This is a genomic window from Terrabacter tumescens, assembly GCF_014646815.1.
Taxonomy (GTDB): domain Bacteria; phylum Actinomycetota; class Actinomycetes; order Actinomycetales; family Dermatophilaceae; genus Terrabacter; species Terrabacter tumescens.
On sequence record NZ_BMNZ01000004.1, the window covers coordinates 533,117 to 547,090 of the forward strand.

The 13,974-nt window shown below is 72.2% G+C and carries 13 protein-coding genes; 6 read left to right on the top strand and 7 right to left on the bottom strand.

What is annotated here, in order from left to right:
- Positions 1-98: 98 nt before the first annotated feature.
- Positions 99-920, bottom strand: coding sequence for a PIG-L deacetylase family protein (locus IEY30_RS12835; protein ID WP_030196777.1), 822 nt, complete (start codon positions 918-920; stop codon positions 99-101).
- A 35-nt stretch (positions 921-955) separates the two neighbouring features.
- On the opposite strand from IEY30_RS12835, the gene IEY30_RS12840 reads away from it, so the two are divergent.
- The 5 genes from IEY30_RS12840 to IEY30_RS12860 all read left to right on the top strand — a co-directional run bounded on the left by IEY30_RS12840 (position 956) and on the right by IEY30_RS12860 (position 4,534).
- Positions 956-2,080 carry a glycosyltransferase family 4 protein gene (locus tag IEY30_RS12840; RefSeq protein ID WP_030196779.1) on the top strand — a complete coding sequence of 375 codons (1,125 nt, stop codon included), beginning with the start codon at positions 956-958 and terminating at the stop codon, positions 2,078-2,080.
- Positions 2,077-2,787 carry an NUDIX hydrolase gene (locus IEY30_RS12845; protein WP_030196782.1) on the top strand — a complete coding sequence of 237 codons (711 nt, stop codon included), beginning with the start codon at positions 2,077-2,079 and terminating at the stop codon, positions 2,785-2,787. The genes IEY30_RS12840 and IEY30_RS12845 overlap by 4 nt, the downstream gene beginning before the upstream one ends.
- A 52-nt stretch (positions 2,788-2,839) precedes the next feature.
- On the top strand, positions 2,840-3,193 hold the full coding sequence (locus tag IEY30_RS12850) for a hypothetical protein (RefSeq protein ID WP_030196785.1): 354 nt from the start codon (positions 2,840-2,842) through the stop codon (positions 3,191-3,193).
- A 30-nt stretch (positions 3,194-3,223) separates the two neighbouring features.
- On the top strand, positions 3,224-3,433 hold the full coding sequence (locus tag IEY30_RS12855) for a hypothetical protein (RefSeq protein WP_030196787.1): 210 nt from the start codon (positions 3,224-3,226) through the stop codon (positions 3,431-3,433).
- A 171-nt stretch (positions 3,434-3,604) separates the two neighbouring features.
- On the top strand, positions 3,605-4,534 hold the full coding sequence (locus IEY30_RS12860) for a PDDEXK family nuclease (protein ID WP_188960138.1): 930 nt from the start codon (positions 3,605-3,607) through the stop codon (positions 4,532-4,534).
- A gap of 100 nt (positions 4,535-4,634) precedes the next feature.
- On the opposite strand, the gene IEY30_RS12865 is transcribed toward IEY30_RS12860, so the two are convergent.
- The 4 genes from IEY30_RS12865 to IEY30_RS12880 are packed head-to-tail and all read right to left on the bottom strand — an operon-like array spanning position 4,635 to position 9,149.
- Positions 4,635-6,221 (bottom strand): amidohydrolase, encoded by a 1,587-nt coding sequence (locus IEY30_RS12865; RefSeq protein ID WP_030196794.1) that lies wholly within the window; start codon positions 6,219-6,221, stop codon positions 4,635-4,637.
- Complete coding sequence (locus IEY30_RS12870; protein ID WP_030196796.1) at positions 6,218-7,201, bottom strand: quinone oxidoreductase family protein; 984 nt, start codon at positions 7,199-7,201, stop codon at positions 6,218-6,220. The genes IEY30_RS12865 and IEY30_RS12870 overlap by 4 nt, the downstream gene beginning before the upstream one ends.
- A gap of 10 nt (positions 7,202-7,211) precedes the next feature.
- Positions 7,212-8,660, bottom strand: coding sequence for a WS/DGAT domain-containing protein (locus IEY30_RS12875; protein ID WP_052358444.1), 1,449 nt, complete (start codon positions 8,658-8,660; stop codon positions 7,212-7,214).
- Entirely contained in the window at positions 8,661-9,149 is a 489-nt protein-coding gene (locus IEY30_RS12880; protein WP_030196802.1) for a GNAT family N-acetyltransferase, read from the bottom strand.
- Positions 9,150-9,228: 79 nt separating this feature from the next.
- Between IEY30_RS12880 and pcrA the strand changes: the two genes are divergently transcribed.
- On the top strand, positions 9,229-11,718 hold the full coding sequence (pcrA, locus tag IEY30_RS12885; RefSeq protein WP_030196804.1) for a DNA helicase PcrA: 2,490 nt from the start codon (positions 9,229-9,231) through the stop codon (positions 11,716-11,718).
- Positions 11,719-11,921: 203 nt separating this feature from the next.
- On the opposite strand, the gene IEY30_RS12890 is transcribed toward pcrA, so the two are convergent.
- Positions 11,922-12,758 (bottom strand): M23 family metallopeptidase, encoded by an 837-nt coding sequence (locus IEY30_RS12890; protein WP_030196809.1) that lies wholly within the window; start codon positions 12,756-12,758, stop codon positions 11,922-11,924.
- Positions 12,759-12,974: 216 nt separating this feature from the next.
- On the bottom strand, positions 12,975-13,970 hold the full coding sequence (locus IEY30_RS12895; RefSeq protein ID WP_229674978.1) for an esterase/lipase family protein: 996 nt from the start codon (positions 13,968-13,970) through the stop codon (positions 12,975-12,977).
- Positions 13,971-13,974 lie beyond the last annotated feature (4 nt).

Here is a 13,974-nt window from a genome sequence, read left to right on the forward strand (position 1 = left end):
GCGGGTCCTCCACCGTCGAGTGGCCAGAGTTTGCGGGTCCTCCACCGTCGAGCGGCCAGAGTTTGCGGGTCTTGCACCGTCGAGTGCCAACCGCGCCGTCAGGGGAGGTCGGCGAAGACGTCCCTGCGGATCGCGGATCCCGCGGGCAGCGAGCGGTCGACGAACCACTCCCGACCGAAGACGAGGTCGTAGAGCGGGCGGGGGATGCGCAGGAAGGCCGCCAGGGTGCGGTCGGCGCCACCGTCGGCGGTCGCCTGCGAGGCGTGCGCGCGCATCGACGCTCGCTTGGCGGCGACGTGGCGGCGCACGCTGATGCGGTGGGTGATCTCGCTCCGGGCCGAGAAGGCGCGGTCGAAGCTGGACCGGTCGAACTCGGGCGGGAAGCGATAGACCTTCGCGGCCAGGTCGATGGCCCGGCAGATGGTGTCGCGCGGGACCGTCGCCTCGAGGACCCTGGGCGTCTCGGCGATCTCGGCGGCGCGCCGACCGACCACGTGCACCTGCCGATGGTCCGGGTGGCCGTAGCCGCCGTTGGGCTCGTAGTGCAGGAGCACGTCGACGTCCTCCTCGCGCAGGATCGCGGCGAGCCGCTGGGCCGCCTCCTCGACGTCGGCGCGCACGAACCGCGTCGAGCCCGGCGGGTCGGGTGCCACCTCCGGGCCGAGACCGCTGTCCGCGTAGCCGAGGTGCTCGACGCGGGCGACGCCCAGCGCCTTGGCGCTCGCGCGCAGCTCGTCCATCCGGGTGGCGGCCAGGGCGCCCTCGCCGGTGTAGTCGCTCGAGGCCAGGCCGAGCTCACCGTCGGTCGCGACGACGACGATGACCCGGTGGCCCTCCGCCGCGGCGCGCGCCATCGTCCCCGAGGTCAGCAGGGCCTCGTCGTCGGGGTGTGCGTGGAAGGCGAGGAGCGTGTGCGGCACAGTCACCCATCTTGGCCCATGGCACAGTGTCTCCCGTGAAGGTGGCGCTGCTCTCTGACTGTTACCTGCCCCGGCTGGGCGGGATCGAGGTCCAGACGCACGACCTCGCGCAGCACCTGCAGGCGGCCGGCCACCAGGTCGAGGTGTTCACCGCCACGCGCGGCGCGTCCGGCGAGATGCACGGCGAGGTGACCGTCGTCGACGGCGTGCCGGTGCACCGCCTCGCGGCGCGCATGCCGTGGGAGCTGCCCGTCAACCCGTTCGCCCCGGCAGAGCTGCGCCGCCGGCTCGTCGGAGGCGGCTTCGACGTCGCGCACGTGCAGACCGGGGTGGTCTCGCCGTTCGCCTGGGACAGCACCCGGGTCACGGTCGGACTGGGCCTGCCGACGGCCATGACCTGGCACTGCATGCTCGCCGGCGTCGCACCGGTCTTCCGGGCGGCCCGTTTCGTGCGCCGGTGGGCGTCGCGCGGCGTGGCGATGTCGGCCGTCTCCGATGTCGCCGCTGAGCCACTTCGCCGCCTCGTCGGGCCGGGGGCCCGCGTGGGCGTGCTGCCCAACGGCATCGACGTCGCGCGCTGGCGCGTCGGCCCCGTCGTGCGCGAGCCGGGACCGCTGCGTCTCGTCACCGCGATGCGGCTCGCGGCCCGCAAGCGCCCCGCGGCGCTCGTCGAGCTCGTGGCGGCTGCCGAGCGCGTCGCGGGCGCCGGCTCGGTGTCGCTGACGGTGCTGGGGGAGGGCCCGGATCGCCGCAAGGTGGAGTCGCTCGTGCGCGAACGAGGTCTCGACTGGGTGTCGCTACCGGGACGTGTGCCCCGTGACGAGCTGCGCGAGCTGTATGCCGCCGCCGACGTCTACCTCTCGCCCGCGCGTCTCGAGTCGTTCGGGATCGCTGCACTCGAGGCGCGAACGGTCGGGCTGCCGGTGATCGGCCGATCCGGCTCTGGTGTGGGCGAGTTCGTGGACGACGGCGTGAATGGTCTTGTCGTGTCGAGCGACTCGCAGATGTCTGAGGCAGTTGCTCGACTGGCCAAGGATCCCGGTGAGGTGGCTCGGATGCGGGCCTGGAACCTCACGCATGCCCCCGAGCAGGAGTGGTCGCACGTGGCGGCGATGGCCGTGGCCGAGTACGAACGCGCCAGGGCGTTGGTGCGCCGGTGAGGACCAACGTGCCGGGCGGCCTCGTCGTCGTCGCACTGGACGCGGACGGGCGGCGTCTCGCCGAGGCGCGCCTCGGTCACGGCGAACACCCGGACGTCGTGCTCGCAGCCGTCGGCTGGCTCGTCGATTCACCGGTCTTCGCGACCGTGCGCGACGACGGGACGCTCGAGGTGGGCTACCGTGTGCGCCCGCTGGACGGCATACGTCCTCGGGCCGAGCGGGTGTCGCGGGACCCGGGCGTCGGCGACGACGAGGTCGGCGAGCCCTACCAGCGCGTCGCTGCCTATGCCGTCGTGACGAGCGAGCGGGGCGTGCTGCTCACGCAGTTCAACTCCCAGACGCACGTCGCGGGGGACTGGGGGCTGCCGGGCGGCGGACTCGACGACGGCGAGACCCCGGTCGACGGCGTGCACCGCGAGGTGTGGGAGGAGACGGGGCAGCGCATCGAGCTCGGCGACCTCGTGACGGTCCAGTCGCAGCACTGGGTGGGGCGGGCGCCGTCGGGAGCCCTCGAGGACTTCCACGCCGTCCGGATCGTGTACGCCGCAACGTGTCCCGAACCGACCGAGGTCGTCATCCACGACATCGGTGGCACGACGTCCGACGCGCGATGGGTGCCGGCCGACCGGATCGGCGACTACCGGCTGTCGTCGTCGTGGCGGCGCCTGGCGGCCCTGCACGACCTCGCCGGGCACGGCACGCCCTGACGTCGGGAGGGGCCGGCTCGCCAGCAGTACGACGCTCCGTAGGATGTCGGCCATGGACCTCGTCTACAACCTCCTCGTCGCCCTCCACCTGCTCGGCATGGCCGCGGTCGTCGGAGGCTGGATCGCCGTCCGCAGCGGTCGCACCGTCGTCGCGCCTATCGTGTGGGGTGCCCGCGCCCAGCTCGTCACCGGTCTGGCGCTCGTGGGGATCGCCTCGGCGATCAAGGACGACGACCACACGGTCAACAACACGAAGATCGCGGTCAAGCTCGTCATCGCGCTCGTCGTGCTCGCCGCTGCCGAGATCGGGTCCTCCCGCGGTCGCAAGGGCAAGGACACCGGCAACCTGCTCGACGTCGCCGGCGGCGGGGCCGTCGTCAACGTCCTCGTCGCCGCCATCTGGTGATCGCAGCACGTATCGTGACAGGCGGCTGAGATGCGTTGGAACGCAGGCGTTCTCGCCGGCCTGCTCATCGGACTGGTCTGGCTCGTCGTGGGCCTGACCCTCGTCGTCGTCGGGCGCCGTCGCCGGCAGGTGTCCCGTGCCGACGGCGCGGGCAACATGGCCGTCATCGGCATCTTCCTACTCGTCGTCGGCGGACTCACCTGGTTCGCCACGCTCCTGCTTGCCGTCGTCCCCGGCTAGGGCGCGGCGACGCTAGCGACCCGCGGTCGCGTAGTCGGACGACCGTTGGTCGCCTCTGACCGCCCAGCCCGCGTGTCGTCCCTGCATGTCGCCGGATATCGCGACCAATGGTCGTCGTCCGGCTGTGGATGACGCCCACGGCAACGGCCGCGTCCCGGGCACGCTCCGACGATGGACATCGTCACTGCAATGCGCAGGCTCGGCGGCGTCGCCGGCCACGGCGAGCTCAAGGCAGCCGCAGGACGGCAGGCGTTGGACCAGGCGCTCCGCGCCGGAGTCGTCCGCCGGGTGGCTCGAGGACGTTACGTGCTCCCTGAGGTGCTCGACGGCGCACGGGTCGAGGCCCATCGGCTCACAGCAGTTGCGTGTCTTCGAAGTGCTGCGGCCTCGTACGGCTGGTCCCTCAAGACCCTTCCGGACCGGCCGGAGCTCGCCGTGCCCCGAGGGCGCAACGTGACCGCTCATGATCAGGCGCTGAACCGGGTGCGGTGGCAGCGGCTCTCGCCCGGTGACGTCGATGACTGGCGCACGACCCCCGTGCGCACGGTGATGGACTGCGCGACGACGCTCCCCTTCGACGAGGCGCTGGCTGTCGCCGACTCGGCGCTGAGGTCGGGGCTCGTCACGCAGGCGGACCTGATGCGCGCCGCCGACCGCCTGCCCGGACGTGGTCGGGACACCGCGCTGGAGGTGGCGTGGTTCGCCAGCGACCTACCGGCCAACGCCTTCGAGTCGGTCATCCGTGCCATCTCGATCGACGTGCCCGGGCTGCGGCTCCGGCCCCAGGTGCGACTCCGCGTCGGAGGCCGGAGGATCCGTCCGGACCTCGTCGACCGCGAGCTGCGCCTCGTCGTCGAGGCAGACAGCCACGAGTTCCACACGAGCGAGCGAGCCATCGACGCCGACTGCTGGCGCTATGACGAGCTCGTCCTCGACGGCTGGCTCGTCATTCGCTTCTCGTGGGTGCAGGCGATGTTCCAGCAGGAGTGGGTCGCGTCCGTGCTGATGCGCGCGGCGGCCCGCCAGGACCTCAGGCTGGGCGGAGAGCTGCTGGGCCGTCGCGGCGCCCTCCGCCGCCCGACGACCATTGGTCACCGCTGACCGCCCAGCCCGCGTGTCGTCGCTGCGTGTCGTCGGTTCGGGCGACCAACGGTCGTTCGTCGGCAGGCGACTCCCGGCGGGAGGGCGTATGCCGGGTGGCTCAGGACCGCTCGTGGACGAGCTCTCCGCCCACCCAGGTCTGGAGCACCACCGTGTCGCGGATGTCGGCGGGGGAGGACTCCTCGAGGGCCCACAGGTCCCGGTCGACGGCCACGAGGTCGGCGAGCTGACCCGGCACGAGGCGCCCGACGTCGGTGCGCCCGACCGACTCGTGCGCCGCGACGGTGAAGGCGTGCACGGCCTCGGTGAGCGTGACCTTCTCCTCCGGCCGCCAGCCGCCGAGGGGCTGGGCGTCGGGCCGCTGCCTCGTCACGGCGGCGTGCAGGCCGTAGAACGGGTTCGGGTCCTCCACCGGGGCGTCGGAGCCGAACGCCACGCGCACGCCGGCGTCGAGGAAGGTGCGCCAGGCGTAGGACGCGAGCCGGCGCGGCCCGATGATCTCGTCGGCCAGCTCGAGGTCGGCCGTGCAGTGGCTGGGCTGCATCGAGGCCACGACGTCGAGTGAGCGGAAGCGGGGGACGTCGACGGGCAGCACGTGCTGTGCGTGCTCGATGCGGAGCAGGGTGTCGAGCCCTTCGGCACGGACCGCCTCGAAGGTGCCGAGCACGAGGCGGTTGGCCTCGTCGCCGATGGCGTGTGTGACGACATCAAGGCCGTTGCGAGCGGCGAGGAGGGTGCGCTCGAGGAGCACGTCGTAGGGCATCGCCGCGATGCCGCAGCCCTCGTGGCCGATGAAGGGCTCGGTCATGTGCGCCGTGTGCGACCCGAGCGCGCCGTCGCTGAAGAACTTGACCGGCCCGACGCGGAAGACGTCGTCGCCCTGGCCCGAGCGGCGTCCCTCGGCGATCGCGAGCTCGAGGTCGGGGTCCCGGGTGCACTTGGTGACGCGCAGTCGCAACGCTCCGTCGGCGTGCAGCTCGGCGTAGGCCGCCCGCGCGTCCTCGCCGTCGATGTCGGTGATGCTCGTCAGGCCGACCGACAGCAGCCAGTCCTGGCAGCGCTCGAGCCACGGCCGGAGGGGCGACTCGTCGCGCGGGATGACGTCGAGCAGCTCCTGGGCCGACTCGCGCAGGATGCCGGTCGGCTCGCCGGACGCGTCGCGGACGATCTCGCCGCCGACGGGGTCGGGCGTGTCTCGGGTGATCCCAGCCCGTTGCAGCGCAAGCGAGTTGGCCCAGATCGTGTGTCCGTCGACGCTCGACAGCGCGGCCACGCGGTCACCGGAGACCGAGTCGAGGGCGTGCCGGTCGGGCTGCACGGGAACGGCCCAGCGGTTGTGGTTCCAGCGTCCGCTGTGCAGCCACTCATCGTCGGGGAGCCCCTCGGCGTGGGCCCGCACGAGCTCGAGGGCCTCCTCGAGCGACCGAGCCTCGCGCAGGTCGACGGACGACAGGTCGCGCGACAGCCACTCGGTGTGGATGTGGGCGTCGTGGAGGCCGGGCATGACGACGGCGCCCGGCAGGTCGACGCACTCGGCGTCGCCGGCAGCCTCGGCAGTCTCGACCGCCTCGGCACCGATGGCGACGATGCGCCCGTCCTCGACGAGCAGGGCGTCGGTCCAGGGGTTCCCCGAGCGGCCGGTGTCGCCGGTCCAGATGCGGTTGTGCCGGAAGAGCGTGCGGCTCATGCGGTGGGCACCAGGATGAGCTTGCCCGTGGTGCGTCGACCCTCGAGCGCCTCGTAGGCCGCAGCCGCCTCGGACAGCGGGTAGCGCCCGCCCACGTCGATCTTCAGGGACCCGTCGGCGACGGCGTCGAGCACCTCGCGGGCCCGCCACTCGTACTCCTCGCGCTCGGCGACGTAGTGCGCGAGGGTCGGTCGCGTCAGGAAGAGCGACCCCCCGCTGTTGAGCCGCTGGATGTCGAAGGGCGGCACCTGGCCGCTCGCGCCGCCGAAGAGGACCATCATCCCCCGGGGCCGCAGCGACGCCAGGGAGGCGTCGAACGTCGACCTGCCGACGCCGTCGTAGGCCACGTCGACGCCGCGACCGGCGGCCTCGCGCACGGCTGCAGCCAGGTCGTCGACCGTCGAGTAGTTGATGAGGTGCTGCGCACCGAGCGCCCTTGCGATCTCGAGCTTCTCGTCGGATCCGGCCGTCGCCACCACGACACCGCCGCGGGCCGTCACCAGCTGCACCAACAGCTGCCCGACCCCGCCCGCCGCCGCGTGCACGAGCGCGATGTCACCCGGGCCCACGGCATACGTGCTCGTGACGAGGTAGTGCGCGGTCAGGCCCTGGAGCATGGCCGCAGCGGCCACCTCGAGGTCGACGCCGTCGGGCACTCGCACGACGAGGTGCGCCGGCTTGTTGACGACCGTGGACTCGCTGCCGGCCGACTGGCACCACGCGACCCGGTCGCCCACGGCGACGTCGGTGACACCGGCTCCGACGGCCGTGACCGTGCCCGCGCCCTCCTCGCCGAGCACGAACGGCGTCGGCACGGGGTAGACGCCCTGGCGCTTGTAGACGTCGATGAAGTTGACGCCGGCCGCGGCGACCTCGACCTGGACCTCGCCCGCTGCAGGGTCGGGGAGGTCGTGGTCGCGGACCTGCAGCACACTGCGGTCGCCGGGCTCGGAGACGAAGACGCTGGTCGCTCGGATCATGCTTGTCACCCTACGACCGGTGGCGGCGGCGCCTCCGGGCGGAGGGCCCGGCGGCCCCGATCCGCACGAGCACGGCCACCTCGTCCTCGAGCGCCACGAGCAGCGCCTCGGGGTCCGGCACGACCGACTCGTCGGCCATGATCCCGATGCGCACGGTGTCGTCGTAGGTGACGATGCAGAAGCCGAGCGTGTGGCGGCCGGAGCCCGGGACCCAGCCCAGCACGCCGGTCACGGGCACCCCGGCGAGATACCGGCCCTCGCGGGGGCCGGCGACGTTGGTCGTGACCCCGATCGCCTTGTTGGCGAAGAAGTCCACGACCCGTCGCTCGACCGCGGCCGGGAAGCGGCCGATGACCGAGATCAGGGCGAAGGTGAGGGCGGCCTCGGGCGAGGCCTTGAGCCAGTCCATCCGCGCCTTGGACAGGGCGAGACGACCGAGAGGAGTGGCGTCACGGCTCGGGAAGCGCAGGAAGACGAGGGCGAAACGGTTGCCGAGCTCGCGCGGCAGCGGCTCGTCGAGCGGACGCACGTTGACCGGCACCATCGTCACGAGGTCAACCGGCTCCCGGCCGTGCTCGTCCTGGTAGGTGTGCAGGGCGCCCGCGACGGCACTCGTGAGGACGTCGTTGAGGGTGGCGCCGACGAGGCGGCCCACCTGCTTGAGCCCCGCGAGGGGCAGCGGTTGGGTCCAGACGACCCGCTTGCGGTGGCCGGGGGTGCCGCCGACGGCGCTGGTGGGGTTCGTCGTGAGGAGCAGGTCGGAGACGACCTTGCCGGTGCGCAGCGTGAGGCTGGCCGCATCGGTGACTGCGGCCCGAGCGCCCTTGGAGCGCAGGCGATCCCACGCGGAGCGCGTGGTGGCCCTCGCGAGCTTCAGGCTCGAGGCGACCACCCCTGAGGTCTCGGGCGCCCCCAGCGGCAGGGTCGCCAGGTCCATGGTCGCAGGAGGTCCGACGAGGTCCCCCGGGACACCGTCGGCATCCTCGGTGAGGCCGAGCAGCACTCGCGTCAGGGCGATCCCGTCGGCCAGCGCGTGGTGGATGCGGAAGACGAGCGCGGCCCCCGACCCGTGCCCGTCGACGAGGTGCGCCTCCCAGAGCGGCTGGGTGTGGTGGAAGGGGCGTGGCAGCTGGTCCTCGATGTAGGCCTGCAGCTCGGCGTCGGCCTCGGCCGCGGTTCCCTTGCGCGAGAGGGTCACCCGGCGGAGGTGGTGCTCGAGGTCGAAGTCCGGGGCGTCCTCCCAGCGGTAGCCGCCCACGCCGTGCCGGGGCCGTCGGGGTCGCTGGCTGAAGACGGGGTAGGGCTCGATGATCCGGGTCCGCAGCAGCTCGAGCACGCGGTCCCAGTCCGGCACGGACTCGAGCATCACCACCGACACGATGACCATGAGGTTGGTCGGGCGGTCCATGGTGAGCCAGAGGATGTCGGCGGAGCCCATCCGCCGGGAGGTGCCGCGCACCTACGGAGCCGCCAGTCGCGAGAGCGCGTCACCGTCGAGCCGGAACGTCGTCCAGTCGTCGAGCGAGCGGGCGTCGTGGGCGCGGTAGAAGTCGATCGAGGGGGTGTTCCAGTCGAGCACCGTCCACTCGAGCCGGGTCCAACCGCGCTCGACGCACAGCTGCGCGAGGCGGGCCAGGAGCGCCTTGCCGAGGCCGTGCCCGCGGTGCTCTGGCTCGACGAAGAGGTCCTCGAGCCAGATCCCGGCCTGCCCGGTCCACGTCGAGAAGCTGCGGAACCAGATCGCCATCGCCACGACGGCGCCCTCCCGCACCCCCACGAGGGCGTATGCCGTGGGGTCGCCGTGGGCGGGGAAGAGGGCCTCCCGGAACTGCTCGGGTGTCGCCGTGGCCGAGTCGGGCTCCTTCTCGTAGGCGGCGAGCTCCTGCACGAGACGGATGAGGTCGGGCACGTCGGCGGGGTCGGCCTCACGGATCAGTACGTCGGTCACGCGCCCATCCTCTCCCGGCCCGCGCGGCTGTGCGTCGTGGTCGGGGACTGTGGGCGGTTCGACGTAGGCTTGGCCGATCATGAGCACGCTCTTCGACGACCTCCCCATCCCCGGTTTCGAGCACGGCCAGGGCACGCCCTCGGGCGGCTCCGGTCGCCCGGGGCGTGGAGCCGACGTCACCGAGCAGGGCGTCCCCACGTGGGCCGAGGCGGCCGCGCGCGGCGGCGTCGACGCGGCGCCGCAGGACCGCGTCGACCTCGACCCGGCGGTCCTGCTCGAGGGGCTCAACCCGCAGCAGCGCGAGGCCGTCGTCCACGAGGGCACGCCGCTGCTCATCGTGGCCGGTGCCGGCTCGGGCAAGACCCGCGTGCTGACCCACCGCATCGCCTGGCTGCTCGGCGAGCGTGGTGCGCAGCCGGGCCAGATCCTCGCCATCACCTTCACCAACAAGGCCGCGGCCGAGATGCGCGAGCGCGTCGCGGCCCTCGTCGGCCCGCGGGCCCGCGCCATGTGGGTCATGACCTTCCACTCGGCCTGCGTGCGCATCCTGCGCCGCGAGGCCGCCAAGGTCGGCATGAAGTCGACCTTCTCGATCTACGACGCCGCCGACAGCCAGCGCCTCATGAGCCTCGTGCTGCGCGACCTCGACCTCGACCCCAAGCGCTACCCCCCGCGTGGCTTCTCGGCGCAGGTCAGCAACCTCAAGAACGACCTCATCGACGAGGAGACCTACGCCGCGCAGGTCACCGAGGGCAACCACTACGAGCGCACGGTCTCCGACGCCTACACCCAGTACCAGCGCCGCCTGCGACAGGCCAATGCCCTCGACTTCGACGACATCATCATGATGACCGTCAACATCCTGCAGGCCTTCCCCGACGTCGCGGAGTACTACCGCCGCCGGTTCCGGCACGTCCTCGTCGACGAGTACCAGGACACCAACCAGGCGCAGTACCAGCTCATCAAGGAGCTCGTCGGCGAGGTCAAGGGCCCCGAGGGTGCCTATGCCGTGCCGCCGGCCGAGCTGTGCGTCGTCGGCGACTCCGACCAGTCGATCTACGCCTTCCGCGGCGCGACGATCCGCAACATCCTCGAGTTCGAGCAGGACTACCCCGACGCGCGCACCATCCTGCTCGAGCAGAACTACCGTTCGACGCAGCGCATCCTCCGGGCCGCCAACTCCGTCATCGCCCGCAACGAGGGGCGCCGCGCCAAGAACCTCTGGACCGACTCCGGCGACGGCGCGATGATCACCGGCTACGTCGGCGACAACGAGCACGACGAGGCCGCCTTCGTGGCCAAGGAGATCGACGACCTCGCCGACAAGGGCGTCAAGCCCGGCGACGTCGCCGTCTTCTACCGCACCAACGCCCAGAGCCGCGCCATCGAGGAGGTGCTCGTGCGGGTCGGCCTGCCCTACAAGGTGGTCGGCGGCACGCGCTTCTACGAGCGGCGCGAGGTCAAGGACGCCCTGGCCTACCTCCGGGTCGTCTCCAACCCCACCGACACCGTCAACCTGCGCCGCATCCTCAACACCCCCAAGCGCGGCATCGGCGACCGCGCCGAGGCGTGCGTGGCGGCGCTGGCCGAGCGCGAGCGCATCCCCTTCGTCGCGGCGCTGGGCCGGGCGGAGGACGCGCCGGGCATCGCGACCCGCTCGGTCGCCGCCATCAACGGCTTCACCGCGCTGCTCGAGAAGCTCCGCACCTCCTACGAGGCCGACGACAGCGTCGCGGCCCTGCTCGAGATGACGCTCGAGGAGAGCGGCTACCTCGCCGAGCTGCGCGCGAGCCACGACCCGCAGGACGAGACCCGCGTCGAGAACCTCGCCGAGCTCGTCGCCGTCGCGCAGGAGTACGACGACCGCCGCGCCGCCGAGCTCGCCGAGTCCGGTGGTGAGCTCGCGCCGGGCGTCGAGCCCGAGGACGTCGGTCCCGCAGGCGCGCTCGAGGAGTTCCTCGAGCAGGTCTCGCTCGTCGCCGACGCCGACGAGATCCCCGACGAGCCCGAGGCCAAGGCGCAGGGCGTCGTCACCCTCATGACGCTGCACACCGCCAAGGGCCTCGAGTTCCCCGTCGTCTTCCTCACCGGCATGGAGGACGGCACGTTCCCGCACATGCGCGCCCTCGGTGACCCGAAGGAGCTCGAGGAGGAGCGGCGCCTCGCCTACGTCGGCATCACCCGTGCCCGCGAGCGGCTCTACCTCTCGCGCGCAGCCGTGCGGTCGGCCTGGGGCGCGCCGCAGTACAACCCGCCGTCACGCTTCCTCGACGAGATCCCCGGCGACCTGCTCGACTGGCAGCGGCTCGGTCCCTCGTTCAGCGGCGCCCGCGGCTCCGACCGTCCCGCCGTGGCGACGCTCGCCGCCCGCCCCGGCGTGCGCAGCGCCGGCAAGCGGCCGGTCATCTCGCTCCAGTCGGGTGACCGGGTCACGCACGACTCCTTCGGCCTCGGCACCGTCGTGCGGGTCGAGGGTGAGGGCGACAAGTCGATGGCGCACGTCGACTTCGGCGCCGACACCGGCACGAAGCGCCTACTGCTGCGCTACGCGCCGCTCGTCAAGCTCTGAGGGTCCGCAGGGGCGGCAGCCCGTCCGTGCGCCCAGCGTCGACCAACCCATCGCGTATGCCGGGTGGTCGGTCGACGTGCCCACGCGGGCTCCGTTGCGCGGCAACGGCATACGCCCGCGTGGTACAGCACGCGGGGGCGGGCATGAACGCGACGAGGCCCGTCCCCTGAAGGGACGGGCCTCGTGACGAGCTGAGGTGCCGGTCAGAGCATGACGCCGTGCTTGGCGAGCCAGGTGATCGGGGCCACCGCGGCGCCGTCGTCCGGGTGGATCTCGAGGTGCACGTGCGGACCGGTGGAGTTGCCGGTGCTGCCGCTGTAGGCCACGACCTGGCCGGGCGTGACCGTCTCGCCGACGGACACGAGCAGGCGGCTGTTGTGGGCCATCCAGGACACGGTGCCGTCCCAGTAGCGGATCTTGACGAAGTTGCCGTAGCCCTCGTTGGACCAGCCGGCGAAGATCACCGTGCCGCTGGAGAGCGAGTGGACCGGGCTGCCGACGGGACAGGCGAGGTCCTGTGCCGGGTGCATCTTGCCCCAGCGGAAGCCGAAGCCGGAGGTGAGGGTGTAGCCCGCGACGGGGGAGACCCAACGGTGTGCCCTGGCCAGGGCCCGCGCGGCGGCGGCCTGCTTGGCCTTGGCGGCGGCTGCAGCCTTGGCCTTCTGGGCGGCGGCGCGGTCAGCGGCGGCCTTCACGGCTGCGGCCTGAGCCTCGGCAGCGCTCTGGGTGGCGGTCTGCGTGGCGCCGACGATGAGCGTCTTGGCGTCGCGGGCCATGTCGCGGGAGGAGCGTGCACCGGCGCGGTTGGCAGCGGCTGCCGACACCGCCTCGGGGTCTGCCGCGAGGCCGAGCCCGGCGACCGAGTTGGAGACGTTCTTCATGGCAGCGGCCTCGGGGCTCAGCTGGCTCGCTCCGGCGTCACGGATGACGAGGCCACCGGCGACGGTCGAGGAGAGCAACGCGACGGGGACGACGAACTGTCGACCCCGCGAAGGCTTGGCTGCCGGTCGATGCCGGCCGGTGTAACTGGTTTTGGGCACGAAAGAAATACCTATCGGTCACAGGTGATGCGAGCCGTCAGCCTAACGTGACCATTTCGTTATCCAAAATCACGCCACGTCTCTGGACGGTCCAGCATCGCGGTGGAGGGTCGCGACTGCGCTCGACACTAGGGCATCACAACGGTGCGGAAAAGGTTTTGCACAGGCAAATCTGCGCAAAACCTGAAGGCCTGTCGTCGCTGCGCCGGAGGGTCTTCAGCGGGGCTGGGCTGCCCGCCTCGTCGTGCCGGCAGTCCGCGGCTTCCTCACCGGTGCGGCGCGCCGCGTGCCGAGCGAGCTGACCCCCGGGGTGACCGTCGCACCTGAGGTGTCGAGGTGGGCGAGCGCGGTCGAGATGCCGTGCACGACGCTGCTCGTGATGGGCAGGCTCATGTGGCCCACCCCGTGCAGCACGACGTTGTGGACGTTGAGGTCCGGGTGGTGCAGGGCGGCGTTGTGCTGGGGGACGACGACCTGGTCGAGGTCGGAGGAGTAGACGAGGAAGCGCGTCTGGCACTCGGCGACCGGGGCCGCGAGCTCCTTCATGAGCGCGCTGCCCGGGCGCAGCTGCCGGGTCAGGCCGTTGTTCCACGTGTAGGCGAGGTAGCTGCCCTGGTGGGGGGTGCCGAGCGTGACGAGGGTGTGCACGTGGGCGTCGCCGCCGAGCCGGGTCACGTAGTAGCGCGCGATGAGCCCGCCCATCGAGTGCCCGATGACGTGGATGCGCTCGTAGCCCGTCGCCTCGACGATGCGCTCGACCTCGGCGCCGAGGTCGGCCGCGGCGGCCCGGACGTCGCCCGTGAAGATGGAGTAGTTGATCGTCTCGATGCGCCCGAAGCCGCGTCGCACGAGGCCGCGGCGCAGGACGGTGAAGATCGAGCGGTTGTCGACCATGCCGTGCACGAGCAGGATCGGGGTCTCGGCGGCCTCGACGTTCTGGATGGCGAGTCCGCGCTGGCTGGGCGGCAGGTGACCGAGTCGGTAGCCCTGGCGTCGGTCGCTCGCGCGGGCTCCCAGCAGGCCCAACGGGTAGAGCCCGAGGTGCAGCCCCATCCAGGAGGCCTCCACCGCTGCGCCGGCGAGCCCGGTGGGCGTCAGGAGCGCACCGGCGACCTCCCCGACCGCCGCGAGGAAGGCCCGGGGGCCCTTCGCGGCACCCGTCGGGGTGCCTGCCTGCTGCGGCGTCGTCGCCGCACGTGCTGCCAGTGCCACGTCC

Bases quoted from the DNA above. Each gene is read 5' to 3' on its own strand.
- IEY30_RS12850 (WP_030196785.1), top strand. From the start codon at position 2,840: ATGGACCTCGTCTACAACCTCCTCGTCGCCCTCCACCTGCTCGGCATG.
- IEY30_RS12855 (WP_030196787.1), top strand. From the start codon at position 3,224: ATGCGTTGGAACGCAGGCGTTCTCGCCGGCCTGCTCATCGGACTGGTC.
- IEY30_RS12860 (WP_188960138.1), top strand. From the start codon at position 3,605: ATGGACATCGTCACTGCAATGCGCAGGCTCGGCGGCGTCGCCGGCCAC.
- IEY30_RS12865 (WP_030196794.1), bottom strand. From the start codon at position 6,221: ATGAGCCGCACGCTCTTCCGGCACAACCGCATCTGGACCGGCGACACC.
- IEY30_RS12870 (WP_030196796.1), bottom strand. From the start codon at position 7,201: ATGATCCGAGCGACCAGCGTCTTCGTCTCCGAGCCCGGCGACCGCAGT.
- pcrA (WP_030196804.1), top strand. From the start codon at position 9,229: ATGAGCACGCTCTTCGACGACCTCCCCATCCCCGGTTTCGAGCACGGC.